Below are 25,175 nucleotides of genomic sequence, written 5' to 3'. Positions count from 1 at the left end.
CAGCATGATTATTTATAGCAGCAACGCGTTGAAATTTCGGGAGTCGGTGGACCGTAACCAAATCACCGTGGAGATCGAGCAAGCATTTCTCAACAAGATGGGGACGAAACCGAGCCCGGGCGAAAAAAGAGCCTGGAACAACTCCATGCAGTTCATGGAACGAGTCATCCGTAATTCCAACATTGCCGACGATTGTGGCGTCATGATCGAATACAATATCCCGGCGACCAGCAAGCGCATCGATTTCATCGTGGCGGGGCAGGACACGGAAGGCCGGGATAACTTCGTGATCGTGGAGCTGAAGCAGTGGGATGCGGCCCAGGCGACCGACCGGGAGGATGTGGTCGTGGCTTACATCAACGGCAGACAGCGCGAGATTCCTCATCCGTCCTACCAAGCATGGTCTTACCGCCAGTTTCTGGACGATATGAATGAAGCGATTCACAGTAGTGAGCTTAAGGGTTATTCCTGCGCTTATTTACATAACTATCGCGTGCCGGAGCCTGATCCGCTAAAGAGCGAACGCTATCAAAACATCATCCGGGAAGCGCCCTTATTTATGGCGGACGATACGGCGAAGCTCCAGGAGTTTTTACATCAACACGTCGGCAAAGGAAACGGCATTAATCTGCTTTACTTAATTGAGAACGGGAAAATCCGCCCTTCCAAAAAGCTGATTGACCATGTGGACGGGCTGTTCAAAGGGAACGCCGAATTTATTTTGCTGGACGAACAGAAGGTCGCTTATGAGACGATCATCAGTTTGGCCAAAGACATGAGCCGAAAAAAAACGATCATCATCAAAGGCGGGCCGGGTACCGGCAAATCCGTCATTTCCATGAACTCGCTGGGCGGCTTGCTGAAGCAAAAGCTGAACGCCAAGTTTGTCGCTCCCAACGCCTCCTTTAGAACGGTCATGGTGGAGACGCTGGCGAAACAGCAGCCGAAGAACAAAGCGCGGGTTCGCAATTTGTTTGCGGGATCGGGTCAATTTGTCGATATCCCGGAAAATTTCTTTGACGTCCTCGTCGTCGATGAGGCCCACCGCCTGAAAGGAAAAGGGGCTTACCAGTACCGCGGCGTCAATCAGATCGAAGATATTATCAAGGCCTCGAAGGTCAACGTCTTTTTCATCGATGAGTTCCAGCGGATTCGGCCGGACGACATTGGCACTGTGTCCGAAATCGAGCGAATCGCCAACGCTTACGGCTCCGAAATTCACGAATACACGCTATCGGCCCAGTTCCGCTGCTCGGGAGCTGAAGGCTTCATCAACTGGATCGACCACGTGCTGCAAATCCGCCCTACGGCCAACTTTAACGGCTGGGACCGGGAATCTTTTGAGTTCAAACTTTTCGATACGCCTAATGCGGTCTATGAAGAGATCAAAGCGAAGGTAGACGCTGGGCATAAAGCACGGATGCTTGCCGGATTCGCCTGGGATTGGACTAAAGACACCGAAGGCAACCGCAACGGCGAAGTCGCGGACGTCACCATCCCGGAACACGGCTTCCAAATGCCCTGGAACGGCCGTTCCATCTCCAGCACCTGGGCCATCCACGAGGCCGGCGTCGAGCAAATCGGCTGCGTCCATACCTCGCAAGGCCTGGAATTCGACTACGTCGGCGTCATCATCGGCAACGATCTGAAATACGATCCGACGACGATGGAACTTTACGCCGATTACAACGAATACAAAGACACCATGGGCAAAAGAGGCCTAAAAAACAATCCCGACCAGCTCACCAAGCTGATCAAAAACATCTACAAAGTGCTGATTTCCCGAGGCATGAAGGGGTGTTATTTGTACTGCAGGAACCCGGAGTTGAGGGAGTATTTGGAGGGGCAGTTGGATAGAGTGATGAAAAACTAAACCTCGTAAAACCCAAAAGCACGGCAATCTTGCCTTTTTTGATCGAATACCCAAACCATCAGTCTCTTTATAAAAAGCTGATGGTTTTCTTTTTTGTTCACAGTGGACTTCAAAAAGCCGTGTATAGCCCCATAAGTGGAAGGATCGATCTGCTCCACAAACAAATTGATGTGTGTATCGACTGTAATCTGACTGACCAGATATTTCATGGCTTCGCTGGTTTTAACAAACACGTTGGTATAGTGGTCATGGGAAGAATAATGAAGTAAGCTACAGTCGATTGATATGGTCTCTCCGCAAAGATAAATGGTATTTTCACTATCTACTGGACCTATAGAAACATTAAGATACTCCATTATTTTTCCTTCTTCATATATGGAAGTTCAAGGGATTGATGGAAAGAAACTAGTGACAATTTATATTTTAGTGCATATATACACTATTATCAACTAAATAATGTATATGATGTTCTGTTTGTGGGCACGAAGCTTCTCTAATCTGATAGAGAGGTGGTAAATCGTGCTGCTGAAAATCATAGGCAAACGGATCAAACAATTGCGGAAAGAACAAGGACTTACACAGGAACAGCTTGCTGAAAAAGCCGGTGTAAACGCATCATACATAGGAACCGTTGAACGCGGAGTGCGAAATATTTCCATTGAGACGTTGGAGAAAATCATTCAAGGGCTGGATGTTCCTTTAGCGGTGATGTTTCAGTTTCACGAAACGAAGAACGTGGATTCCTGGAAAGATAAAGCCGAGGTTTTGGAGGTAGTAAATTCGCTGCTTTATAGCCGTTCATTAGAGGAGAATAAGCTTATTTTTCGCGTGATTAAGGATGTTTTGGATACGATGGATGTGAAGAAGCACAGAGTTTAAAAAGGGTTGAACATATAGTAAGAAGGCAGAGCTATTTGTTTTAGATACGTAAGAACGCTTTCCTGTTTTGAAATGACAAACAAGTAACTTTGTCAGTTTTATGACACTTAAAAATGTGTGCTGTATAAGTTGGTGTCTGGTAAATAAACTAACTTGGGGGTTTACAAATGTCAGAAGGACTTACAATTAGACAAATAGTAGAGAATATTCAGCGAGGGCAAATTAGGATACCAGCTTTTCAAAGAGGCTTTGTTTGGGATGCTAATAGAGTAGCATTTTTTATGGATAGTATTTATAAAGGGTATCCTTTTGGCTCTTTTTTGGAGAACCAAAGAGCCACTTAAAACGGAAAGACAACTTGGGCCGTTTAAACTCCCGGAAAATGACCCGGATTTCCCAATAGATTATGTACTTGATGGACAACATTGCTTGTCCCACTATCTTTTTTTTGCAGCTAACGGAAATGTGCAAATTAAATATGATGATAGTCAAAGAAGGACAATTATTAGCTGGTTCTGGAAGTGTTGTTTTTCAAGAAGGTATAGTAGCGGTGTTCTAAGGAATCTTAAGACAGATATTGAGGAAATGTCAAAATTGAAAAGAGGGGAAGATTCTAGACTTTCTGATTTTCCGGTTATAATTACATCGGAATTTTTCCAGCGAGAGATATTTAGGTTAAGTACAGTTAACGCTGCAACTTTTATACTTCTACTCGCCCAAAAGCTTTTATAAAACTTCGTTCCGAAAATTTATCGAACTTTGCAAATGAACTAATGAGGATTAACCAACTTGTATAGTTTATAGTATTTATTCGTCTATTCGATTAGGTATCGAATGCATTTTTAATACATCTTAACTTTTGTCATCCTGTTTTATATATCCTAAGAATAGCCTTTTCCTCACGGAAAAGGCTATTTAAACGCCCTCAAAACCTCCTGATTTACCCGCCGCAAAATCTCAATCTGTTCCCCCGACAATCCTTCAGTACTTGCAATAAACTGATCAATGGCTTCCCAACGTGCCGTTTCGACTTTACTTTGTTCGACGCTTAGGTAAGCAACTTCATGGAGCGAAACGTTTAAGGCAGTAAGCACCTTTTCCAAATTATCTATGGAGAAATTCCGTTCTCCACGTTCGATTGCTCCGATATATCTATAATCCAAGCCGGATATATCTGCTAAATTTTGCTGGGTGAGGCCTTTTGCATTTCGGATTGCTCTGATTCGATTCCCTAGAAAATTGCGCAATTCTGCCATTTCATCACCTCAGTATAAGCTTAGGTGACCGGGCAAATATTATGCAGGGCAGTAAATTTAGTTTTTTATATACAAAATACTACGTATATGTAGTATAATTGAGCCTAAAGTGGGCATATGTGGGTGCACGTAGTTTCTGCAGTGATTCTTACCGTAGGTTTTCTGCCATTAAAGGAGGTTTACCTATGAAACCTGCAACCGCGGTCAGACAAGAATTGGAGGATTTTCTGAGACATAGAGGGTTAACGCTCCACCAATTTTCGGAAATTTCCGGGATTAACGTGGGGACGATCAGTTCGATGTTAAGCGGGTATCGCCAAATCTCCATTCATAATCTGGATCTGATCACTGTGGGAATGGGGCGGGAGGAAGGCAGCCTTTACGAGGTCTATTTGGAGGACTGTTTGCTTAATATGCCTCTGGATTGGCGGCGTTTGGGGCCATTTTTGCGGCGATGTGCGGAATTGGGGAAACTTAATTGCATAGAACGGCTTATTCAGGCGGTCGCAGATAATTTGACGTATGTACCGTTGCTGTTTGAGACGGCGGAGCAGTTTTTTCTGGAGGGAAAAAGAGAGGCTGCGGCACTGCTGTATGACTGTGTCGCCGAGTCCGAAAGGTATCAGCACTCCGAACGTTTGGCGCTCAGCCGCTATCGGCTGTTTACAATCGGCCTCGGCGACAATCAAGAGGAAAATATGCGTGCGGCCATACAGTTTGAACCTTATGTTGAACGCTTGGATGAAGCGGATCAGTTGGATGCATTAAAGGATCTGGCGGATGTGTATGCTTCTCTTCATCAGTGGGATCGTGTTAACGGCTTGGCGGAAAAGTTGGGGCAGAAAGCAACTCTGGCACTTCGTTCTAAGCGTTTCCGCAAGATAAAATCCGAGTACAGGGAAGGCAAGAATGCGTCTAGGCCGCCGCTTTTTTACTTCCTTTATGCTTATTTGTTAAATGCGAATGTTTGTGACGCTCGCCAAGAGTATGATCAGGCTTTGGGCTATGTAAGACGGTATGCTAATTATGAGGTGCGTAGTGGTGAGGAATTGAGCGAACAAGAGCGGCAGATTGCCGAACAGTTTCGGGATTGGGGAAAAGCGAATACTTTTTTATACCGTTTGATGTCCGGTGAGGTTGAGGTGCTGGCGAGTTACGCGGAATGCGTTGTTGCCAAGGAGCATGAGATTATTCCGGCGATGTACCGGATTTTGCAGGCGGCTAACCAATACCAGTTGAATGTGGATGATCTCCTGGAGCGTTTCAGACCGCATTTTGCGCTGAAAGAACGGCTCTACCGTTTTGGTAAATACAATGCGCAGATTGTGGCTGATCACTATGTCCGTTTCTTAACAGAGCTTGCTTTTTACGATTTACATAGGCAGCGGTATGATTTGGGAATCCGAAATTTATTGCAAAGTTTGGAGCTTGCCATAAGATTTAACCATGAATCCATGCTTTTTCGTTGCGTGCAGTTATTCGAGCAATTCCGGCATGTGGCTTCCCAGGAAAGTCAGGATCAATATAAGCATCTAATTTGTGAGGTGAAAAGAAATGAGAAGAAGCGTGTTGCCGTTTATTATGCTTAGCTTTCTGTTCGGCGCTGTAGGGAGTTTGGACAGCGGAATGGTACAAGTTCTGATTCACGGGTTAGGGGGTTAGTTAGGCGGAGAGGTATGAAGAGTCCCATTTTTGGGGCTCTTCTTCTTCAATAAAAAAGCCCTGATATAGTCTACATCAGAGCAAATAAATGTGCTAAAAAATCCTTAGCTTCCGCCACTTATGAATTGAATAACCCCTACTATGGTCAACAGCAGAAAAATACCCAAAATAATCGCAACGAAAATAAGGACTGCCTTCTGTATTTTGCGTGAGGCATTCCGGGATTGGTTTAGTTGTTGTTCAACATCATGTAATCGTTGTTTAAGCTCATGGATATCTTCCTTAACATCGTCATGCTGGTTTTCGCCCGATAAGTTAGGATTCATCGCATCCTCCAATAAGAATTAATATGTGAACTTCCTGATTCTATCAATCGCTATTGGCGCACTGTTTTTATAATTCGCCCGCCCAATTTCCATTAATTGTATTAAATTGTTGCAAAATGTATTCCTATCGAGTATAATAAATACGCATGACCGACCTGGCTTCGGCTAGAAAATCGGCCGTGCTTTTTTATGCATGCACGATGCCTAATTTGTCATATTTGGCTGCTTGTTTGAACAAGATTGGCTCTATGATCGGGAACATTTCGTGAACCTTATATTTTTCAATTTGCTCAGTTGGTCGTTCTTTAAATTTTAGTAATGCGTAGGCATTTTCCGAATCGCGGAAAAAGGGATCGCCAATAATTCTGTCAGTCACCAAGTTTTTGGTTTTTGAACCGTCTGTCCAAACTCCAAACATACTAGGGATAGGATTAAATAATTCATTTTCCGGCTAATTCTTCGAACCAGTTCTTCTTTTCCTTCATCAAATATGAGAATTCCATTCCTTCCTTTTTCAGCAAGTGTTCTCTGAATTCTATTAAGCATTCTATCGACGGCAATATCGTATGAATTTTGGCCAGGCTTATTTGTCACGCATACATTGATAGAGTAAACATTAAAATGCTCAAAGTAAGCGAGGACTTTTAGATACTTTTCGAAAATTTTGGATCTTTCATATTTTGAAATGATGCTTGTTCGACTAGGTCTTCCTCTTCCCCTAACAAAGTCACGGGCATGTATTTCCTTTCTCTTTGGGATCCCATACTGATCATAAGATGCTTTCTAAAATTGCCGGTAATTTCAAATACTTTGTTCCAGCTTTCTTCGGGAACAATTAAAGATGAGAGTATAAAAAAGATGTGTTCCCCATGTTGACCTTAACGTCTCCTGCTTCATCCAAGTAAACCAGATCCATAGTGACCACTCTATTAAATTTCCACATCGGTTGCGGGACTTTTTAAAGTAATCAGTTGATATGATTATGACCCTCATAGTCTTGATTTGTCAATGTTTTACAAAATGACAAATTTTCGACTCATCATTTTTACTTCTTAATATATCTGTCCTCCCCCTTGTCCTCTCACTGTCCTTTTCATGTCCGCTTTAGGGCCGATGATGGCCGCCAATCCGCGATAAAATGATAGTGTCGAAAGATGAAAACTTAATACCGAACGGGGCTGTGAATGAGACTTTCACGGCCCTATTTTTTTCTCGCCGGTTTCAGAGGCAGCGGCAGGCATTCCGTCTGGGCGGGACCTCATTGCAGCGGGTGATGATACCAGGTAGGCGCTATAGAGGAAGGGCGTTCGAACAATTGTGCAATAGAAGGGCCACTGGCTGGGACCTGTTGTGAAGCAATCTGAGAGTATCAGCCGTTCGATGCCGGTTGATGCTGTCCAGAATGCTGCGCCCCTGAAAATCGGCGGGAAAAACAAGCCTAAGCGAAGGCAGGTGAGCATTTGTCACAGTCGATCATGTACGATGTGGTGCAGAGCGTGGCTGCGGCGGTAGCGGCCCGGTTTCCGGATCTGCCGGTTTACACCGAGCCCAGTCCGGAAGGATTCACGGGGCCGTGCTTTTTCGTACGGCTGCTGAAGTCGGAGCAGCACCAGGAGCTGGGGCGCCGCTTTAAGCGGAACTATTCGCTGGATGTCGGGTTTTTCCCTGCGGCGGAACGCAGCCGGGAGTCTGCCTATGAGGTGGCCGAGCAGCTCTACGAGCTGTTTTGGAACTTCCAGGCGGAGGAAGGGCTGTCGCCGGGGGCGGGGATGAGCAGTGAGTGGAAGGACGACGGGACGGTGCATCTGTACCTGACGTTCCAGCATTTTGTCTGGTCGCCGGCCAGCGAAGAGATCAAGATGAGAAAACTCCAGCAGGAAGGGAAGGTCAAAGATGGTGTTTAAAAAGAAAATGGACAAGCCAGCAGCTGCGGCGGAACGGACTTTTTCCAAGGCGCAGCTGCTGGCGGCCAAACGCTTTAGCGGCGTGGAAAAGGACATTTTGCACGTGGCGCTGGCGGACGGGACGGCCTATACCGCGGCCCAGGCCGAGCAGGCGTTACAATCATTTATCCAAAGAGGAGTGAAGGAACATGGCTAATGGCACATGGACAACGCAAAACAAAGTATCTCCGGGGGTCTACATCAATTTTAAATCGGCGGCTCGCCCGGTGGGTACGGTAGGCGAACGCGGCGTGGCGGCTTTTCCGGCGTCGCTGCCTTGGGGACCGAGTGGCGTGATCAAGCTGGAGGCGGCGACTTTTCTGCAGAATGCCTTAAAGCTGCTCGGCTTCAACGCGGCGGACGCAAGAATCCGCCATATTACGGCAGCGATGGCGCACGCCAGCCAGGTGCTGATCTACCGGCTGGGGGCCAAAAACGCCGTAAAGGCTACGGCTGTCATCGGCAATCTGACGGCCACGGCCAAATACGGCGGCTCGCGCGGCAATGATCTGCAAATCGTCGTGCAGGCCAGCGTGGATCAACCGAACGCTTACGAAGTCCGTACGTTGCTGGAAGGCGAGGAAGTCGACGCCCAGATCGTCGGTTCGGCCGAGGCGCTCGTAAGCAATGACTTCGTCACGTTCGCGGGCAGCGGCGAGTTGACCGAAACGGCGGGAACAGCGCTGGCGGGCGGCAAGGAAGGCACCGGCGGAAACGGCGACTGGACCGACGCTTTGGCGGCTTTGGAAGCGGAGGAGTTCGACGTGCTTGGTTTGCCGACCGACGATTCCGCGCTGAAGCAGTTGGCCGTGGCTTATACAAAACGTCTGCGGGACGATGAAGGCAAGAAATTCGTCACCGTCCTCTACAATTACCCGCAAGCGGACTACGAAGGGGTCATCAGCTTGAAGAACAGCGTGATCACTTCCGACGGATTGACGGTGGAGCCGATTTCCCTGTTGTGGGAAATCGCCGCGATGGAAGCGGGAGCAGCCGTCAACGAATCGCTCACCTATGCGGAGATTCCGAATGCGGTTGACGTAACGCCGAAACTGACGTACAGCGAGACGATCAAAGCGCTGCAAAACGGCGAACTGGTGCTGACGGCGGCGAACGGCAAGGTGCAGATCCAGCAGGATATCAACACCTTCAAGACATTTACGCCCGAAAAAGCCAAGCATTTCAGCAAAAACCGTGTCGTGCGGGTATTGGATACGATCGCGCGGGACATTCAGCGTACTTTTGGCGCAAGTTACATCGGGAAAGTCGGAAACAACGCGGACGGCCGCAATTTGCTGAAAGGCGAGGTGCTCAGCTATCTGGGAACTCTGCAGGGCATTGGAGCGATCCAGAATTTCAACGCGGAGACCGATCTGGAAGTGCTGCCGGGCATCGACGGGGACGCCGTTGTCATCAATCTGAGCGTGCAGCCGGTGGATAGTATCGAAAAAATCTACATGACCGTCACGGTCAACTAAGGAGGACAAAACGATGGCAGGTTCTTTTTTTAATGTGAAAGATGCGATAAGCGGCAAGCAAGCCAAGGCCTTCGTAAAAATCGGCGATCGGACGGAGGAACTGTTCTACGCCAAAACGTTGGAATCGACGATCGAGAAAACGAAGGTGGACGTCCCGACGCTGGGCAGAACGGGCACGCCGCAGCGGTCGGCCGGCTGGAAAGGTACGGGCACGCTGACGATCTATTATGTCTCCTCTTTTTTCCGCAAGCTGATGGAGGACTATGTAAAAAACGGGAACGACTTCTGGTTCGACCTGATGATTACGAACGAGCAGCCGGGGAGCAGCACGGGCAAACAAACTGTGTTCCTGCGGAACTGCAACCTCGACAGCATCATCGCCGCCAAATTCGACGCGTCCAGCGAGGATATGCTTGAGGAAGAAATTCCGTTTACCTTTGAGGATTATGACGTGATGGAATCCTTTAACGCGATTCAGCCGACCAACTAACGATCTTTTACGAGAAAATAAAACCATTCAGGAGGAGATTCACGAATGAGCTCTTTATCTGCTTTTTTTGCGCAAAATGCCGCCGCCGGACTGGTGGAGGAAGTCGTTGTTTCCGAACGTTTCAAGGATGAGCAGGGACAGCCGATCCCGTGGCGTCTGCGCAGCATGACCGAGGACGAGAATGAGACAATCCGCAAGTCCTGCCAGCGCAAGGTGAAGGACAAAGGGATGGTCAGCTACGAGACTAATACCGACGAGTATTTAGCTAAGCTGGCGGTTGCCAGTGTCGTGTTCCCCGATTTGAAGAACGCCGAGCTTCAGCAGTCCTATCAAGTGATGGGCGCGGACCAGTGCCTGCGGAAAATGCTGCTCCCGGGCGAATACGCTACGCTTGTGCAGAAGGTCCAGGAGATCAACGGCTTCGACAAGAGCATCAACGAACTGGCGGATGAAGTAAAAAACTGATCGATGAGGGCGACGGCGAAACGGTCTGCGCCCTCTTCGCCCTGAACCGCTTCCACTTGATGCCGTGGGAGTTCGCCGCGTTGGGCGCAAAGCAAAAGGCAGCGCTCATCGCAATGATCCAAGAGATCATCAGGAACGAGAAAAAAGCGGCGAAGAAAAAGTGAACATCCTGCCTGGAAAGAAGGTGAAGCCATGGCAACTCCAGATTCCATGATAGTAGTGTACGACAGAATGAGGAATCTGCTTCCTCAAGTCATCCAGCCTGCCGAGCAGTCGATTGTCGTCTGGGAGGCCTCCGCGCGGGCGATGAACGACAACGTTAATGTGATGCTGCAGTTCTTACAGACCCTCCAGCAAATTATATCTAGCGAATTGAAGGCGCATCGGGAAGCGATGCAGGCCACGCAAGCGCAAGAGGAATTTAATCAGGAGCTGGACGAGTCCGCCAAGAAGGGGAACAAGCTTGTTGAAGCTTTTAAAAAGATGGACCTGAGTAAAATCGCGGAGACGGGCAAACAGTTCCTCGGTAAGATCTTAAGCGATGGTGCCCAGCAGCAAGAGGCGCTGAATCAGATATCTTTTCGCGCCGGCAGTCCGGGGGCGGGGCAGCAGATATTTGACCAAACAGCCTCGCAGGCACTGCGGTACGGGCAAGATGTGGACACCGCAATGGCCGGTACGCAGAAGTTTATGTCGATAACGACCGATCCCGCGCAGCTCGCCGAGTTAAATATGTTAGCGATGCGGCTTGAGCAGCTTAACCCCGGGCAAGGGCTGGAAGGGGCCGCCGATGCGCTTTCGCAAGTACTGTCCGGAAGTACGGAAGGCTTAGGCTCTTATGATATTTCAGCCGGCGCGATCGATAACAGCGGAGTTCAAACGGCGGGGCAGCAGGGTAACGTGAACGGCGTCATCGCGGCGATGGATGAGCTGCTGAACAAACAGCGGATGACGCAGACAACTTTTGAAACGATGATGGACTCCCCGGCGGTGAAATGGAAGCGGGTGGTAGACACCTTTAACTTCCAGCTCGGATCGATAGGCCGTCAGGGGCTAAACGCGCTTGGGCCAATGTTTGACTCCTTCCTGGAAGTGTTGAACAGCGATGCGTTCAAGAGCTTCATCGACGGCTTGGGGGCAGGCTTAAGCATCGTGGGGTCTTTTTTGGGCGAGGTGGCCGATGGGCTGGCGGCGTTCTTTGGAGCATTCACGTCCAACGGTTCTTCCTCTTATTTTATCGTTCTCGGAATCATAGCGGCCTTGGGGCTGATGACGATCATGCTCTGGGCGATGGTTGCGCCACTTGTGACCCAAGCGATACTTTGGCTCGCCGCCTATTGGCCGATACTGCTCATCGCCGCCGGAATCGCCCTGCTCATCGGTGTGCTGATGAATTTCGGGGTTTCCGCCGAGCAAATCATCGGCTTTGTCGTCGGGCTGTTTTACGGGCTGTATGCCTTTATATATAACGTATTTGCATTAGTTTACAATTTGATTGTCAGCTTTGCTGAATTTTGGATCAACGTATTCAGCAATCCAATCTATGCAATCCAAAAACTGATTTACGACTTGGCGATGACGTTTGGCGGTTATCTGTACGATATGTTGCGTTCCGCCGAAGATTTTGCCGGCGGGTTTATGAGTGTTATTCTTCAGGCGATTAACGGTGCTTTGAAAGGTATTAACAGGTTAATTGAAGGGTTTAACAAGCTGTTTGGCACCGACTATAAGACTATAGAACTGCTTGATGAGAAAAATATTCATGCGCTCAGCGATAAATTTAAGAATAAGTTGGATAACATGGTTCCCCCGGAGAAGGCAGATAATGCCGCTGAATTTGGAAGAATGCAATATAAAAACATCGCCGATTCTTCTAAGCAAGGATATTCGGTTGGAGCACAGGGCTTTAACGATCTTGCCAATGGTGCAAACTCTTTAACATCCGGCTTTGGGAAGGATCCGGGCTCGGGCTTTACGGGTGCCGCGGGGCAGGGAGCAAACATCACCAACATCGGCAGCGTCGGAAACGTCGGCAGCGTGGACCGTGTTAATGAAACCGTGGATATTTCCTCGGAGGATTTAAAAATGATGCGTGAGCTGGCCGAACTGAAGAATATCCAAAATTACGTTACCTTACAGCCGTCGATCAGTTTCGGGGATACCCATGTCCGTCAGCAGAGCGACATCAATACGATCATTGCGCATATCACGGAAAAATTAGAACAGGATATCGTCACGTCGGCGGATGCTGTATATGGTTGGTAGGAGGGATGGATGGTGCGAGTATATGGCGTTGAGTTGAGCTTTAACAACAGGGCCGAGGTACTGAAGCTGCCGATCAACCCTTCCGAAATCAAAGTCAGTGAGTCCGGTCAAGGCAGTTCGTATGATGTGGCCGGGCTGGGCCAGATCAATGTGATTAAGGATCGGGGGTTGACGGAATACAGCTTTAGCGGCTTGTTTCCGGCCCAATGGTATAAGTTTGTGACGACGGATGACCTGCTGCACCCAGTTGAATATATCAAGATGATCGAAAAATGGATGACCACCAAGCGGCCGATCCGGTTTATTTTCACCAGTGACACTTACGACATCAATACACCGGCCAGCATCGAGTCCTTCACTTGGAAAGAGGTGGCTGGCAGCGGCGGAGACATTGAGTACGACATCCAACTTAAAAAATATGTTTTTTACGCCGCCCAGAAAATTACCCGGGAGACCACCAACGGGGGCAGCCAGGTGCAAAAGAAAACGGCTAAAACCCGGCCCAATGATAAGCAGCAACCGAAGACCTATACGATGGTTGCCGGCGACAGTCTTTGGAAGGTGGCTCAGACGAAGCTCGGCAATGGAGCCCTTTGGAAGGAAATCCAGAAGCTAAACGGAATTAAGGACTCCGACCTGAAACGGCTGCCTGTAGGAAAGGTGCTGAAGCTGCCATGACCATGGCTGTAAAAATCATCAATCGGCAGGGGAGCGGCAACGACGCTGAATGGGATGTTAGCGAAATCGTGAAAGGGCTATCCTGGAAGACATCCCGGATCGGCAAGGCAGGGACTGTTTCTTTTACGCTGATTAAAGGTTCTCCTTTTCAAACCACTAATTTTACGTACAACAATGGGGATATCGTGCGGGTCCGGGTGAATGACACGAATGTGTTCCATGGCTACATTTTCAGCATTGACGAGGGCCGGGACGAAGCCGTCAAGATCACCGCGTACGATCAGATCAGGTATTTAATGAATACTGACACCTACGTATTTACGGGCGTCACGGCGACGGAGGTTGTGCAGCGGATCGCCAAGGATTTCAATCTGAAGCTCGGGACGGTGGCTGATACGAGACATCGAATCCCGACGATGACTGAGGATGGTAAAAAGCTGCTGGATATCATCGACAAGGCGATCACTTTGACCCTTAAACATACTGGCCGCGATTACTGCCTCTACGACGATTTCGGTTCGCTCTGCCTGCGCGAAGTGGATGATGCCGGGCTGGACCTGATTATCGGCGATGGCAGTCTGATGTACGACTATGAGGTTAAACGCTCGATCGACAGCGATACGTACAACCAGATTAAGTTATATAAGGACAATAAGGAGACCGGTAAACGAGAAATTTACATGGCCAAGGATAGCGTTAATATTAAGCGTTGGGGCTTGTTGCAGCTTTACCAGTCGGTAGACGAAAACTACAACACGGCGCAGATCAGCGAGCTCCTGAACAACTTGGCCCAGCAGAAGAACCGCGTGACTAAATCGCTTAAAGTAAACGCCCTGGGGGATATCCGCGTCCGCGCTGGCATGCGCGTCCGGATCGTTATATCGGAATACGGCGTCGATCAGGCGCTGCTGGTGGATGAGTGTTCTCACGACTTCGACGGGGCAGTGCATACGATGACACTGGATTTGAGGGTGGTGTGAATGGCAGATTTACTGGGTACATTGAAAAAAGCTGCAACGGACGCCGTCCATGCCGGCAACCCTGTCGCAGTGCTGTTCGGCGAAGTAAGCAAAGCGGATCCGCTGGAGGTAATCGTTGATCAACGGTTTACACTCACTGCGGATTTTTTGTATGTGACAGAACGCTTAACCCGATATGAAATCGATCTAAAACACAACCATACGTTTGACGGAGGGGTTACCCGTGATGCGTTGCCGGAAAAAATCGATCTCCAGCATAACCATACATTTGATGGCGGAGTTACCGGCGACGCGCTGCTGGACAAACTCGATTTAAAACACAACCACGCGTACAACGGTGGATTGACGGGGGACGCTTTGCCGGGAAAAATAGTGATCCGCGAAGGGTTGCAAGCCGGTGATGCGGTTCTCTTGCTGAGAGTACAAGGCGGTCAAAAATATGTCGTATGGGATAGGGTGGTGAGCGGATCATGATACCGGAAACAGACGAGAATCTGTTAAACGAGCCGTTAGTGGACCAGCCCATGCCGTCCCTGACTTGGCAAATTGATTTGGGCAGGGGACGCATCGCCGGGAAGACGGACGGCTTGGACGCCATCAAACAGGCGGTATTCAAGGTTTTCCAGACGGATCGCTTTTGGTATGACATCTATTCATTCGATTATGGCCACGAGCTAACGCTGCTGCTTGGCAGCAGCCCAGTATTTGCCCGGTCCGAGGCGAACCGGATGATTCAGGAGGCATTATTGCCTGATGACCGGATCGACTCGGTGGAAAATGTGGAGGTTGAAGTAGATGGCGATCAACTCATCATCCGTTTTACCGTGGTGACAGCGTACGGCAGTTTTGAGCAGGAGGTGAGCCGTAATGTATGAACACATGACTTTTGATTTTATATTGCAGCGGATGCTCTCCCGGGTACCGGATACGATCGACAAAAGGGAAGGCAGCGTTATTTATGACGCATGCGCGCCGGCCGCGGCCGAGCTGGCCCAGATGTACATTGAATTGGACGTTAACTACAATCTTTCATTCGTAGATACGGCCAGCGGCGAATATCTGAGCCGGAAAACGGCCGAGTTCGGGGTTAACCGCATACCGGCGACGCCGGCGGAGCGAAAAGGGATGTTTTACAACTCGGCCAATGACCTCATGGATGTACCTCTGGGCATACGGTTTGCGATTGCCGATTTGGCCTTTGTGGTCAAAGAGAAGATCAGCACAGGCATATATAAAATGTCCTGCGAGACACCTGGCACGATCGGTAATACGCAGTTCGGTACGCTCCTGCCGATCGACTATGTGGCGAACCTGACCCGGGCCGTGTTGGCTGAGGTGCTGGTGCCAGGTGAAGACGAGGAGTCAGACGAAGTACTTCGGGAACGGTTTTATGAGACCGTCAACGAACCGGCCTTTGGCGGCAATGTCGCTGATTATAAGCAGCGGATCAATCGTATCCCGGGCGTCGGCGCGACCAAGGTCTACCCGGTCTGGCAGGGTGGAGGAACCGTCAAGTGCACCATCATTGCCGCGGACTGGACGCCCCCGTCGCAGGCCCTGGTCGATGAGGTGCAAACGATCATGGACCCGACGGTCAATAGCGGTCAAGGATTTGGTCAGGCACCGATTGACCATAAAGTGACCATTGCCGGAGTGACGGGCCTCGCGATCAATGTAGAGACGACGCTGACACTTTCGGCAGGTATGACGCCCGGTCAGGTGCAGGCAGACGTGGAGGCTGTGATTGCGTCCTACCTGTTGGAACTCCGGAAGGACTGGGCCAATCAGCAGCAGCTCATCGTCCGGACCGCGCAGATCGATGCGCGAATCCTAACCGTGAACGGCGTCGATGATGTGGCTGGGACGATCATTAATGGATCGGCAGCCAACTTAACGCTGGAGGCCGACGTGGTGCCACAGCCGGGGACGGTGACCATCCGTGTCTGATGATCGCATTTTGATCCATCTGCCGGCCTTTTTCGGCGGCATTGAAGATTTTATCCGGCTGGCCGAAACGGAGACCATCGAGCTTGATTTGGCTCAGGGAGCCATCGACCAGCTTTTTAATGATCAGTTTGTTGAGACGTCCGGGCTGCAGGCGATCAAACGGCGCGAGCAGATGCTTGGCATCCAGGCGGACCCAGCGAGAGAGACGATGGAGTTCCGCCGGCGCCGCATTCTTAACCGCTACCAGACCAAACCTCCGTTTACCGTCAGATATTTGCAGCGGCAGCTCGACACGCTGGTCGGCAAAGGGATGACGATCGTGTCGGTGGACTACGCAAACCGGGTTTTAACGGTGACGGCCACTGTCGACAACGCGAGTGTGTTCAAAGAGGTTTTGTATACGATTGAGACCACCAAGCCGGCCAACCTCGTGTACCAGCAAAACACGGCGCTAGAGGGAGCCGTTGCACTGGAAGAGCATATCAGCACGCGGGAAATGACATGGATTTACAAGCTGGACGGCTCTTGGAAGCTGGGAGAAGAGCCATTCCTTACTTATGGACCGGAGGTGCCGATTAAATGATAGCGGCAAATTTACTGCAAGATATGGCGGAATACGTCAACGAGCGTGTGGCAAAAGTGGTCATCAATGGGACCTATATCATCACGGATTTTGAGGTTAAGACCGTTGCTGACAACGTGCTCGTGCTCAATTACGTAGTTCCCGTTGCGAAGGTATCCCTGATGACACTGATTGAGCTTAAGGATTCTGCCGATCATGTATTGACTTCAAATGCCGTTAACATCCCGATTACAGCAGACCACTTGATGCTGCAAACGATTGAAGTTAAGGAGGGATTGAGTAATGGCTAAAACGGACTGGAAGAATTCAGATGTCGTTAAAGCACAGGACATGAACGATATTGGGGAAGAAATAAATCAGCTGCAGACTGAAATTGAGGAGCGTTTTGATACCACCAAAACCGACTCGGTTACACTACAGCCTGGGCTGCAGGTAGTCAACGCAGCCAAGGATGCGCGGTTCCGGCTTGGGGAGGTGCGGGGGCGGACGCTGATTAATTTACTCGGAAGCGCCGGATCGTTTGATTCACTGACTGGCTGGTCTGTCGTTGGTACTGCTGCTATTGATACAACAAATAAAGTCGAAGGTTCAGGATGTGCTGCTATAACTGTTACCAATGGGCAATACGCAGACATATTCCAGAGATTTTCTTACAATCCAAGCAAAAATTATATTGCTGTAGCGAGAGTGAAAATGGTAAGCGGAGTAGCAATGGCTTTGCGGATGAATGATAACGCTGTTCCTAAAGAAATGAAGTCACCGCTCATGTCCACGCTAAATAAATTTGAAACAGTGTTTATTCGAGTTCCTGCTAATTTTTTTACTGGGGCTAACATCGTGTATATCAGTGCTTTGCTGTCCGGTCCAAATGATTCCTCCGGCTATGTAGATGCCTTGCGCGTCTATGAGATTTCTGATGCTGAATACGCTGCGTTTGATGGGATGACGCCTGAACAAGTTGCCGCAAAATATCCGTTTGTGCATGCCGGCATCCGCGGCGTAGACGGTCCATATGCTATCGCTACATCGGACAATCTGCTGCCGCCATTTTATGAATGGACGGCAGACGTACCTTCACAAGTTAGAATACTATCTCCTTACAAAATTCAAAGATCAAACGTGGATGTGGAGTTTCGCAGTATTATTACGAACATTGATGTTATACCGGGGGAGACGTACACACTTTCCATAAACACTTATGAAACCGGCGCATATGTGACTATTTGGGGGACAGACAAAAAAGGTTCTAATGTGATACTGCAAGATGCTATCGGGCAAGGAACTACAGGTATTTCATCACGGACATTTACAATACCTAGCGAATATAAAAGAATCATTGTCGGGCTTATGAATCAATACACCTCCGGAATGTTCACGTTCGAGAACCCATCGCTCATCGTTGGCTCCGAACCCAAACCATTCCAGCCACAGTGCAAGTCCATACTCGCTTTCCAGACAGAGTTACACGCGAACCCAGAAGATAGCAGCGAACCAGACGTGTTGTTTAAGAAAGACGAGCAATATTTCAAATTGGCGAAGTGGAAAAAGTATGTGTTGGACGACTCGTTTAGCTATGAGTACGCCGATTATGACAATCCTGGTTTCAAGGGGATTCGTTTTCCCCACGGCTCCAAACCGATAGATAGAAGCTCTATCGGGACAAAGTATGACGGGAAGGTATTGACCGAATACGGAGGCGTGAAAGCGGCGGATAAAATAACCATAGACGGGCTTTATATTTACATCTGGATTCTTAATGTTGATAGCGGATGGGGAGATTCGGCGGAATCCGATACTTTCAGTGGGGATGGTTCGACAAGATCATTTAGACTAACAACGGCAAATTCGGTTATTCCTACCAACCTGAGGGCGACCATCGAAGGCGTCCCAACAACGGAATTTACCATTGACAAAAAGACGGTTACGTTCTCAACAGCACCGGCAGTTGGGACAAATATTGTTGTCTCCTATGTATCCGCCTATTTTCCTACACCCGACGAGATTAAGGCCTATTTCTTGGGGTGGAGGATGAGACAAGATGGAACGATTTCCGATCCGTACACATCAGGAAAAAAATTTTGGCGTAGAATTACTGATAATGAGGGCGTAACTGATGTTCTGCCAGTCACTTCTTATGAGGGATTTACGCCTTACCAACTCCTTTACCGTCTTGCCAAAGAAAACGTGGAACCTGTTGTTTCTGAAGGGTGTCTAACGCTCACCGAGGGCGACAACGTGGTCGAAGTTGGTACAGGAATTGTGCTGCGGGAGAATGTTAAGCCTGTAAATAACGGGGAGTCTCCGAATCCATATTATGTAATTAACCAGTACATTCATGGTTCGGCGCTTAAGAATAAAACCAACCGCATTCTAACTGTACACACAGACGGTCGAGTAGACTATGGGTGGAACATCCGTAGTAACCAAGGTCTTAGTTGGAGTTATGGTGGAGCAGATGCAGTAAGGTTTGTGTCCACTTTAGACAGTACCAACAAAGTATTTGATGTTACCTATATCAAACTTGACAAATCCCCAATCCAGCCGATTACCGGCAGCCTGGCAGCGAATGAAAAGGCGCAGATCAGCGACCTGACGGCAGGTGTGGTCGAAGCGTTACAGCGGGTTTCCGTCGTCGAAGTGAAGAAGTCGGATGAGGATGCGCCGGGGTGGATTGCGCCGACGCTGTTGAGTGCCTGGGTAAATTATGACACGGGCTACTTTTCACAAGCAGGTTATTATAAAGAAGGCGATAGAGTGTGGCTTAAGGGGCTCGTAAAAGATGGAATCTTAAATGCACCGATCTTTAAACTTCCGTCGGGGCATAGACCCAAAGGCATTCTTTTATTTTCAGTGGTTGGCGGCAATAATGATTTTGCACGTGTTGATATTGACTTTAATGGCAATGTATTTGTCAGTTATGCAAGTAGTTTAGCGTATATAAGTCTTAATGGTATTTCTTTCCGGGTCGGACAATAAGGAGGAACAATATGAAAGCCGTACCTAAAATAAATATAAACGGCCTCTACTTGGAGGACGAATTGGTGGGCGATGCTTTTTCCGGTGTCGTCCCTTTTTATTCCGAGAAACCCGATCTCGGCGCTGCGCTGCCGCCCGAAACTAATGCCGCCGCCGAAGGAGAGCAGGCAGAAGAGGAACTGCAACCAACCGGGTATGTCGTCGGAGTGCCTGTTCCGCCGGGGCTTTATCAGCCGCACTTCAATTTAGAGGAGTGGAAGACGTACCAGGACACCGTGACCGCAGCCGAAAAGGCGTATCGAGCTGCTTACAATGAGTGGGCCGCACTGCCGGAGGAAAAGCGCGGAGAGCCGCCGGTATATTCCGCGCCAGAGCAACCAGTATTATGGGGCGAGGGCCTGACGCCGGAAGAGATTGATGTGCTGCATCCGCCGGTAGTGCCGACCGAATTGGAGCGTCTTCAGGCGGAAAATATAAGGCTTAAACTGGCAGTTGCAGAGTTAGCGGAGGTGAATGTAGCCGATAAAACGAAAATGCAACTCGCGCTGGCGGAGCTGGCCGATCTGATTGTTGCTAGATCGGGAGGTGAGGGAACAAATGGCTAAAGTTTACTTTGATTTGATTAAGAAAAATCTAAAAACGATTGACAATGTACCTCTGCGCTGGAAAGAGCAAGTACAGGAATTGCTTGATGCTTACGCTTAATAGGTGTTCTTTTATCTTGCCCTCGGAGCCGATCCGAGGGCTGCGTTTTTGAAGGGATTGGATTATAACGCCGTATGCTCTATTGAGAGTGTCACCCTTTCCTCGATTCTAACAACCATTTCTGTATATTATCGCCCTCTAACCTTATTGGTTCGTCCTCTGTACCAACAAAAATATATTGAGCAAATATTTCATCAATTCCTTTCGCATCTTTAAAGCTTGCCCCGTAGAGAAGAGCTCCATCAAGTATAGCGCCTGTCAGGTCTACATTGTAAAAATTAGTGTAACGTAAATTCGCTCTTCGAAAAGAAGCCCGGCGCATATCTGATCCGGATAAGTCAGCAATGCTAAGATCTGCGTCGTCAAAAGACGCTTTTATACCAAGGCAATTTCTCAAAATTGAATTTTTTAATGATGCATGATCGAATACAGTTTTGCTCAACATACATTCCGACAAATTCGTTCCATCAAACGAAGAACCTAAAAAGCAGCAATCGCTCATATCATTATTTGTCAGGAAGGAGTTACTTACATTTGAATCAACAATTTCAGAACAACTTAGATTCATCTCTGTTAGATTTAGTTCACGTATTTCTTTTTTTACTATTTCTAACTTTTTTCCACTTTTCCCATCCGACTGTGCCCAGAGGTGATGGCTCAAAAACATATCCTTAATATCCATGCAATACTCCTTTTCGGGCATATCTATGGACAACAATTAAAATATATTTAGGTTTTTGTTTTAAAATAAACTACAGTACATTTTCCCGCCTTAAACTTTCCAAAAGTCTCCGGTCAATATATAAGTCTGTTTATACTGAAAAATCGTCTGAATTGTTGTGGAGACCATACGATAGTATAAATTTTTCTCCGTTATCCATAACTATCTCAACACCAACCTCATTTGGCAATTCGGCGAGCAAGGCATTTTGCGGATTGCGCTTAATAATATTCACCATCCTTATTTTCTGCCCTACTATTTGGGTCCAATAAGAATTACTGTATTGTTTATCCAGGGCACTAATAGCGTAGAGTTCTGGATCGTTTTCGATAGGTTCCTTAGTGATGTAGCCTGTATCATCTCGTTCAACCCATAAAATAACCGAATTTTGCGATGGGTCGCTGGCGGCCCCAATGACTAACCCCGATTGAAAGTACATTAACACTGGTCCTGCGGTTAGTGAAAATACCTCTTCTTCTAGAATTTCACATTGCTCTACGGCATCCACTACTTTCCCACCAACTAAACCTTGTCAATTGGCAAAGCGTCTGATTTTTTATAATTTGGAATAACATAATTTTATCAGATGGAAAAGAACTTAATCTAATATCCCCATCCATTTAGTTCCCTCATTTCAACGCGCTTCTTTTAGTAGCTTCAATAAGTAGATCTATCATTCTCAAGTTATTCTAAGTCTGCTTTGAGTCTCGGCCTGTATTAATGCTCTCAGAGGATGTTTGTGTTTAATGAGAATTTTTATTCTAGTGCTTGATAAAAAAGGCCGACTTCGGCACACTCTGACCAAAGACGACCTATGAACATTATTTTATTTTGTTATATTATTTATCTAGCTCATAAAATTCTACTGATTAAAACAACAGTAACATTAAATCAAACTGTTAGACAAAGCATAGTCTATCATATGATAAAACCCCTGAAACTCTTGTACTTGTGAGCCAGACGGCTTATCTAATTCGACATAAATGTCTCTTTTTATATCATAACAATACCAACTTATATTCCCGTCCCCAAAAAACATATAGGCCTTCTGATGCTCGTTTTCGTACCAAATTTCATTGGTCTCGATGTATCCAGTTACTTCTTGGTTAGTATTTTCATCATTAGTTATCTTACCATCAACCCCGTACAGGACTAAACCGTTATATTCAATTCCATTAATATAGGACAAAAACTCAATATATTCTTTGGGGAGCTTGTAGTTAAAAAGTTTAGTGACTTCTTCTTGAAAACGTTCCAAATGTGTCGTTGAACAACTAGAATTTAAAAATCTATCTCTTTTTGCTCTTCGTGCTTTAATTTCTTCAATTGTATCTGTCCACATAATCTTTGTTATACCTTTCTATTCCCCTGCGGAAATTGAGTTAAGGATAATAGCTTCCCATATTTCATCAGCCTTTGTTATATTTTTTATCTGCTCTAATAACTCTACAGTTCCGTTAATATAAACTTTCGTGCTATTTTCAAAATAGCAAATTTCATCATGAACTGAGCTTGTTAATAGCGCATGAGTATGTATTCTCTTCATCAGGTTGAATATAATTTGAAGCGCTTTACTATAGGCGAAGCGTAAATCTGATTCTTTATTAAAGTCGAACAAAATAACCTGATTGTACTCAAAGTCTCTCTCTAACAAGGTCATTTCATAAATATTATAAGGTGGTTTTTTATTCTTAATTAAAGTTACGGTAAAACCTAACAAATCATAGGTTGTATCAAATTCAATTATATTCTCATCAATAAGGCTAAATTCACCCCCGCTTGCCAACTTATTTATTTCATTTTTTATTGTCAGTTCATTAATCTCGTATCCACTTAACTTTAATGAAAACTGAATTGACATACTTATTCATAACTCCTTTGATCATTAAGGATAAATAGAAATAACCTGCTCTCCATTTGTTATTACAATAACTTCTTTCAAGCCCTCTATGGGATAATTACGTAATTGTCCTACTATAGAGTCTGTATTTCCTTTCCAATCACTTAAGTTTAGTATAACTCTGTCGGCCTGCTTTTTCGTGATAATCTAGTCTCCGATTTTTTTCCTCATAAAACTGAATAAAATTCTTCTGCCGCTCATTTTTAGAGAGGGGCGGGATGTCGTTAGGACCGGGCCCGGTGATAGGAAATATACTCCCTTCGGGAGTGGAAGCTACAGGGGTTCGAGTAGGTTTAATCTTCGGCAACAACTCAGCCAGCTTCTTCGACGTCTTCGCCGAAAGCTTGGCCCCGGATTTGACTGCGCCGTTCACCAGCGTCAGCGCCATGACGGCTTTGGTCAAAGCCCGGCCATAGGTTACGCTCTCTTCGTAGGTGGCTTTGCCGCTGAAGATTTTGTCGGATAACTCATTGATTTGTTCAAAAGGGACGACGAATTCTTGGGCTAACCCTTCGCCGATTGCATTTTTGATGTCATCGTAGGTGATCTCGCCGCCGGCGATCGCTTTACCCAAATCGTAATATCCCGGGATAGTTTCTGTCCAGAACTGCAGGCTGGTTGGCTGAACGCTTATTGCGTACTCAATAAAATCTTTGGCATCTGCACCAGGTTGCTTGACGATGCCCTCCCCAACGCCCACCGTCGTGAAGGCAACGCTCATTCCGCGGGTGTCTAGGTCCGGATTGTTGCGGATGCCCAGCCCCTGCTCGGCAACGGCCAAATCCAGCAGTTCTTTAGTGATTTTGCCGTCCACTTCAAATTGGTAGCCGTCCAGGCCGAACATGTCCCGGCGCACCGCGGCCACGGAACTGACGGTATTCGCAATGTGCTGGTAGCCCGCGACCGCGATCAAAAATTCCTCATTGTACTTTCCGGTGACTTCGCCGTGATAGATGTTCATGCCTTTCAAGTATTGCTGCATCGTGCGGATGTCTTTCTCAGGCACCTCGCGGTTATACGTATCGAGTTGTGACCGGAGATTTCGTCTTAGCTCGGCGGCCTTAAGTACAGCGGCTTCGATTTGATTGTAGTGGCTCCGCGCCCATTCCCGGTACATGGCGTTCAGCATTCCGGCTGCGATGACAAGCCGCAGTTCGCTTTCCTTCGGCATCGGGGATCCGTCCTGCTTGAGCGGATTGTACGCACAGGCGTCCAAAGGCGAGCCTTTTCGGAACTCCGCTAAACTGACTTCTTCCTTGAACCACTCCTGCGATACGCCCAAATCGGCCAACACCTTGCGATACTTCTCAGCCTCTTGATGGGCCTGCTCCATGTACGGACGATTACCGTATATCTGATAAAACCGGTAGGCCGCCTGGCTGCGGGCGATTTCTTCAAAACTTTTCGCGATAATCTCAAGTTCTCTTCTTGCGTTCAACTGCTCCTCTGCGCTTCCGGTGTCCAAGCTAGCCAAAAGAGCAGCGATCCGCGCATCTTCTTTGACCGGGGCGAGACGGCTTTCGAGCGACCATTCCTGAATCTTCAGCAAAGACTCTTTGATCAGTTGCAGGATAGAGGGAGGCGCCGACACAACTTCGTGCGAACCCACGCCATTTCCTGCCGTAGTGACTGTAAACCGGTTCAACCCGCGCTGGAGCAGCCCTTTTAGAGTAAACACCGGCGGTTTCTTGGCCCGGGTTAACGCCAGCATCTCTTTTTCGGTTTGCCGATATTGACCGGCGGCCATCGTCAGAGCTTTCGCTTTACCCCTCATATGATCGTCCAACTGCATCGACAGCGACATGATTTTTTGCAGCTGATCCCTTGCCGCCCGAGCCGCCGAGCACACGTTATTTTCATGATAAGCCGATTCTACACTGCCGATTAGTCGATTCAGTTCCCGGTACATCCCGGCGTTCGTCTCTTCAAAGGTCTGTCTTAACCGATCTAACTGGCGCGATAGCCGCTCGACTTGATCGGGATTTACCTGTTGCAACATGCTTGATCTCCGCCTTTAGGTGGACGTAGGTACTCGGTAAAATTTACCG

The 25,175-nt window shown here is 47.8% G+C and carries 29 protein-coding genes; 20 read left to right on the top strand and 9 right to left on the bottom strand.

Annotated features, from left to right (window positions below; all coding sequences use genetic code 11):
• Nucleotides 1-4: 4 nt before the first annotated feature.
• A complete protein-coding gene (locus EHV15_RS07050; RefSeq protein WP_128630612.1) occupies nt 5-1,873 on the top strand; it encodes a DUF2075 domain-containing protein in 1,869 nt (622 codons plus the stop codon).
• Here the strand turns inward: EHV15_RS07050 and EHV15_RS07045 are convergent.
• Nucleotides 1,870-2,229 (bottom strand): hypothetical protein, encoded by a 360-nt coding sequence (locus EHV15_RS07045; protein WP_128630611.1) that lies wholly within the window; start codon nt 2,227-2,229, stop codon nt 1,870-1,872. The genes EHV15_RS07050 and EHV15_RS07045 overlap by 4 nt on opposite strands.
• Nucleotides 2,230-2,392: 163 nt before the next feature.
• Between EHV15_RS07045 and EHV15_RS07040 the strand changes: the two genes are divergently transcribed.
• Together EHV15_RS07040 and EHV15_RS37185 are read left to right on the top strand one after the other, a co-directional pair.
• On the top strand, nt 2,393-2,752 hold the full coding sequence (locus EHV15_RS07040) for a helix-turn-helix domain-containing protein (RefSeq protein ID WP_246061387.1): 360 nt from the start codon (nt 2,393-2,395) through the stop codon (nt 2,750-2,752).
• Nucleotides 2,753-2,919: 167 nt separating this feature from the next.
• Nucleotides 2,920-3,096: a DUF262 domain-containing protein gene (locus tag EHV15_RS37185; RefSeq protein WP_246061380.1), complete on the top strand. Its 177-nt coding sequence runs from the start codon at nt 2,920-2,922 to the stop codon at nt 3,094-3,096.
• 567 nt (nt 3,097-3,663) lie between these two features.
• Here EHV15_RS37185 and EHV15_RS07030 read toward each other — a convergent pair.
• On the bottom strand, nt 3,664-4,008 hold the full coding sequence (locus tag EHV15_RS07030) for a helix-turn-helix domain-containing protein (RefSeq protein WP_128630610.1): 345 nt from the start codon (nt 4,006-4,008) through the stop codon (nt 3,664-3,666).
• Nucleotides 4,009-4,193: 185 nt separating this feature from the next.
• Between EHV15_RS07030 and EHV15_RS07025 the strand changes: the two genes are divergently transcribed.
• Entirely contained in the window at nt 4,194-5,597 is a 1,404-nt protein-coding gene (locus tag EHV15_RS07025) for a helix-turn-helix domain-containing protein (protein ID WP_128635232.1), read from the top strand.
• 177 nt (nt 5,598-5,774) lie between these two features.
• Here the strand turns inward: EHV15_RS07025 and EHV15_RS07020 are convergent, their stop codons facing one another.
• Entirely contained in the window at nt 5,775-5,996 is a 222-nt protein-coding gene (locus EHV15_RS07020; protein WP_128630609.1) for a hypothetical protein, read from the bottom strand.
• Between the two features lie 1,460 nt (nt 5,997-7,456).
• Between EHV15_RS07020 and EHV15_RS07015 the strand changes: the two genes are divergently transcribed.
• The 16 genes from EHV15_RS07015 to EHV15_RS37855 all read left to right on the top strand — a co-directional run bounded on the left by EHV15_RS07015 (nt 7,457) and on the right by EHV15_RS37855 (nt 20,506).
• Nucleotides 7,457-7,900 (top strand): phage tail terminator family protein, encoded by a 444-nt coding sequence (locus EHV15_RS07015; RefSeq protein ID WP_128630608.1) that lies wholly within the window; start codon nt 7,457-7,459, stop codon nt 7,898-7,900.
• The gene (locus EHV15_RS07010) at nt 7,890-8,096 is read left to right on the top strand and encodes a hypothetical protein (protein WP_246061376.1); all 207 of its coding nucleotides are present in this window, start codon (nt 7,890-7,892) and stop codon (nt 8,094-8,096) included. The genes EHV15_RS07015 and EHV15_RS07010 overlap by 11 nt, the downstream gene beginning before the upstream one ends.
• On the top strand, nt 8,089-9,417 hold the full coding sequence (locus EHV15_RS07005) for a phage tail sheath family protein (RefSeq protein ID WP_128630607.1): 1,329 nt from the start codon (nt 8,089-8,091) through the stop codon (nt 9,415-9,417). The genes EHV15_RS07010 and EHV15_RS07005 overlap by 8 nt, the downstream gene beginning before the upstream one ends.
• A gap of 13 nt (nt 9,418-9,430) precedes the next feature.
• Complete coding sequence (locus tag EHV15_RS07000; RefSeq protein ID WP_128630606.1) at nt 9,431-9,907, top strand: phage tail tube protein; 477 nt, start codon at nt 9,431-9,433, stop codon at nt 9,905-9,907.
• A 45-nt stretch (nt 9,908-9,952) separates the two neighbouring features.
• Entirely contained in the window at nt 9,953-10,372 is a 420-nt protein-coding gene (locus EHV15_RS06995) for a phage tail assembly chaperone (RefSeq protein WP_128630605.1), read from the top strand.
• A 192-nt stretch (nt 10,373-10,564) separates the two neighbouring features.
• Nucleotides 10,565-12,637 (top strand): phage tail tape measure protein, encoded by a 2,073-nt coding sequence (locus tag EHV15_RS06990; protein ID WP_128630604.1) that lies wholly within the window; start codon nt 10,565-10,567, stop codon nt 12,635-12,637.
• A 9-nt stretch (nt 12,638-12,646) separates the two neighbouring features.
• A complete protein-coding gene (locus tag EHV15_RS06985) occupies nt 12,647-13,315 on the top strand; it encodes a LysM peptidoglycan-binding domain-containing protein (RefSeq protein WP_128630603.1) in 669 nt (222 codons plus the stop codon).
• The gene (locus EHV15_RS06980; RefSeq protein ID WP_128630602.1) at nt 13,312-14,295 is read left to right on the top strand and encodes an XkdQ/YqbQ family protein; all 984 of its coding nucleotides are present in this window, start codon (nt 13,312-13,314) and stop codon (nt 14,293-14,295) included. Before EHV15_RS06985 ends, EHV15_RS06980 begins: the two co-directional genes overlap by 4 nt.
• Entirely contained in the window at nt 14,296-14,769 is a 474-nt protein-coding gene (locus tag EHV15_RS06975) for a DUF2577 domain-containing protein (protein ID WP_128630601.1), read from the top strand. It begins immediately after the preceding gene.
• Complete coding sequence (locus EHV15_RS06970) at nt 14,766-15,170, top strand: DUF2634 domain-containing protein (RefSeq protein WP_128630600.1); 405 nt, start codon at nt 14,766-14,768, stop codon at nt 15,168-15,170. The genes EHV15_RS06975 and EHV15_RS06970 overlap by 4 nt, the downstream gene beginning before the upstream one ends.
• Nucleotides 15,163-16,242: a baseplate J/gp47 family protein gene (locus tag EHV15_RS06965; protein WP_128630599.1), complete on the top strand. Its 1,080-nt coding sequence runs from the start codon at nt 15,163-15,165 to the stop codon at nt 16,240-16,242. The genes EHV15_RS06970 and EHV15_RS06965 overlap by 8 nt, the downstream gene beginning before the upstream one ends.
• A complete protein-coding gene (locus tag EHV15_RS06960) occupies nt 16,235-16,825 on the top strand; it encodes a putative phage tail protein (RefSeq protein ID WP_128630598.1) in 591 nt (196 codons plus the stop codon). The genes EHV15_RS06965 and EHV15_RS06960 overlap by 8 nt, the downstream gene beginning before the upstream one ends.
• The gene (locus EHV15_RS06955) at nt 16,822-17,115 is read left to right on the top strand and encodes a ketopantoate hydroxymethyltransferase (protein WP_128630597.1); all 294 of its coding nucleotides are present in this window, start codon (nt 16,822-16,824) and stop codon (nt 17,113-17,115) included. The genes EHV15_RS06960 and EHV15_RS06955 overlap by 4 nt, the downstream gene beginning before the upstream one ends.
• Entirely contained in the window at nt 17,108-19,801 is a 2,694-nt protein-coding gene (locus EHV15_RS06950) for a hypothetical protein (RefSeq protein WP_128630596.1), read from the top strand. Before EHV15_RS06955 ends, EHV15_RS06950 begins: the two co-directional genes overlap by 8 nt.
• An 11-nt stretch (nt 19,802-19,812) precedes the next feature.
• Entirely contained in the window at nt 19,813-20,406 is a 594-nt protein-coding gene (locus tag EHV15_RS06945) for a hypothetical protein (RefSeq protein WP_128630595.1), read from the top strand.
• On the top strand, nt 20,399-20,506 hold the full coding sequence (locus EHV15_RS37855) for a CD1375 family protein (RefSeq protein WP_281281604.1): 108 nt from the start codon (nt 20,399-20,401) through the stop codon (nt 20,504-20,506). The genes EHV15_RS06945 and EHV15_RS37855 overlap by 8 nt, the downstream gene beginning before the upstream one ends.
• Nucleotides 20,507-20,597: 91 nt before the next feature.
• Here EHV15_RS37855 and EHV15_RS06940 read toward each other — a convergent pair whose 3' ends face one another.
• The 6 genes from EHV15_RS06940 to EHV15_RS06920 form a co-directional block, all read right to left on the bottom strand.
• Nucleotides 20,598-21,188, bottom strand: a complete 591-nt coding sequence (locus EHV15_RS06940; protein ID WP_178075787.1) for a pentapeptide repeat-containing protein — start codon at nt 21,186-21,188, stop codon at nt 20,598-20,600.
• A gap of 130 nt (nt 21,189-21,318) precedes the next feature.
• The gene (locus tag EHV15_RS06935; protein ID WP_246061374.1) at nt 21,319-21,735 is read right to left on the bottom strand and encodes a hypothetical protein; all 417 of its coding nucleotides are present in this window, start codon (nt 21,733-21,735) and stop codon (nt 21,319-21,321) included.
• Nucleotides 21,736-22,113: 378 nt separating this feature from the next.
• Nucleotides 22,114-22,569, bottom strand: coding sequence for a YrhA family protein (locus EHV15_RS06930; RefSeq protein ID WP_128630593.1), 456 nt, complete (start codon nt 22,567-22,569; stop codon nt 22,114-22,116).
• Between the two features lie 18 nt (nt 22,570-22,587).
• Nucleotides 22,588-23,088, bottom strand: coding sequence for a hypothetical protein (locus EHV15_RS36975; RefSeq protein WP_218571215.1), 501 nt, complete (start codon nt 23,086-23,088; stop codon nt 22,588-22,590).
• A 24-nt stretch (nt 23,089-23,112) separates the two neighbouring features.
• A complete protein-coding gene (locus EHV15_RS38215; RefSeq protein ID WP_425464466.1) occupies nt 23,113-23,244 on the bottom strand; it encodes a hypothetical protein in 132 nt (43 codons plus the stop codon).
• On the bottom strand, nt 23,228-25,126 hold the full coding sequence (locus tag EHV15_RS06920) for a WXG100 family type VII secretion target (protein WP_128630592.1): 1,899 nt from the start codon (nt 25,124-25,126) through the stop codon (nt 23,228-23,230). The genes EHV15_RS38215 and EHV15_RS06920 overlap by 17 nt, the downstream gene beginning before the upstream one ends.
• Nucleotides 25,127-25,175: the final 49 nt, after the last annotated feature.

Source organism: Paenibacillus oralis (assembly GCF_003863965.1).
GTDB classification, from domain to species: Bacteria; Bacillota; Bacilli; order Paenibacillales; family Paenibacillaceae; genus Fontibacillus; species Fontibacillus oralis.
This window is presented reverse-complemented; position numbering and strand designations above follow the sequence as displayed.

Coding starts and splice junctions, on each gene's coding strand:
- EHV15_RS07050 (WP_128630612.1), top strand. CDS start 5: ATGATTATTTATAGCAGCAACGCGTTGAAATTTCGGGAGTCGGTGGAC.
- EHV15_RS07045 (WP_128630611.1), bottom strand. CDS start 2,229: ATGGAGTATCTTAATGTTTCTATAGGTCCAGTAGATAGTGAAAATACC.
- EHV15_RS37185 (WP_246061380.1), top strand. CDS start 2,920: ATGTCAGAAGGACTTACAATTAGACAAATAGTAGAGAATATTCAGCGA.
- EHV15_RS07030 (WP_128630610.1), bottom strand. CDS start 4,008: ATGGCAGAATTGCGCAATTTTCTAGGGAATCGAATCAGAGCAATCCGA.
- EHV15_RS07025 (WP_128635232.1), top strand. CDS start 4,194: ATGAAACCTGCAACCGCGGTCAGACAAGAATTGGAGGATTTTCTGAGA.
- EHV15_RS07020 (WP_128630609.1), bottom strand. CDS start 5,996: ATGAATCCTAACTTATCGGGCGAAAACCAGCATGACGATGTTAAGGAA.
- EHV15_RS07010 (WP_246061376.1), top strand. CDS start 7,890: ATGGTGTTTAAAAAGAAAATGGACAAGCCAGCAGCTGCGGCGGAACGG.
- EHV15_RS07005 (WP_128630607.1), top strand. CDS start 8,089: ATGGCTAATGGCACATGGACAACGCAAAACAAAGTATCTCCGGGGGTC.
- EHV15_RS07000 (WP_128630606.1), top strand. CDS start 9,431: ATGGCAGGTTCTTTTTTTAATGTGAAAGATGCGATAAGCGGCAAGCAA.
- EHV15_RS06995 (WP_128630605.1), top strand. CDS start 9,953: ATGAGCTCTTTATCTGCTTTTTTTGCGCAAAATGCCGCCGCCGGACTG.
- EHV15_RS06990 (WP_128630604.1), top strand. CDS start 10,565: ATGGCAACTCCAGATTCCATGATAGTAGTGTACGACAGAATGAGGAAT.
- EHV15_RS06985 (WP_128630603.1), top strand. CDS start 12,647: ATGGTGCGAGTATATGGCGTTGAGTTGAGCTTTAACAACAGGGCCGAG.
- EHV15_RS06980 (WP_128630602.1), top strand. CDS start 13,312: ATGACCATGGCTGTAAAAATCATCAATCGGCAGGGGAGCGGCAACGAC.
- EHV15_RS06975 (WP_128630601.1), top strand. CDS start 14,296: ATGGCAGATTTACTGGGTACATTGAAAAAAGCTGCAACGGACGCCGTC.
- EHV15_RS06970 (WP_128630600.1), top strand. CDS start 14,766: ATGATACCGGAAACAGACGAGAATCTGTTAAACGAGCCGTTAGTGGAC.
- EHV15_RS06965 (WP_128630599.1), top strand. CDS start 15,163: ATGTATGAACACATGACTTTTGATTTTATATTGCAGCGGATGCTCTCC.
- EHV15_RS06955 (WP_128630597.1), top strand. CDS start 16,822: ATGATAGCGGCAAATTTACTGCAAGATATGGCGGAATACGTCAACGAG.
- EHV15_RS06950 (WP_128630596.1), top strand. CDS start 17,108: ATGGCTAAAACGGACTGGAAGAATTCAGATGTCGTTAAAGCACAGGAC.
- EHV15_RS06945 (WP_128630595.1), top strand. CDS start 19,813: ATGAAAGCCGTACCTAAAATAAATATAAACGGCCTCTACTTGGAGGAC.
- EHV15_RS37855 (WP_281281604.1), top strand. CDS start 20,399: ATGGCTAAAGTTTACTTTGATTTGATTAAGAAAAATCTAAAAACGATT.
- EHV15_RS06940 (WP_178075787.1), bottom strand. CDS start 21,188: ATGGATATTAAGGATATGTTTTTGAGCCATCACCTCTGGGCACAGTCG.
- EHV15_RS06930 (WP_128630593.1), bottom strand. CDS start 22,569: ATGTGGACAGATACAATTGAAGAAATTAAAGCACGAAGAGCAAAAAGA.
- EHV15_RS36975 (WP_218571215.1), bottom strand. CDS start 23,088: ATGTCAATTCAGTTTTCATTAAAGTTAAGTGGATACGAGATTAATGAA.
- EHV15_RS06920 (WP_128630592.1), bottom strand. CDS start 25,126: ATGTTGCAACAGGTAAATCCCGATCAAGTCGAGCGGCTATCGCGCCAG.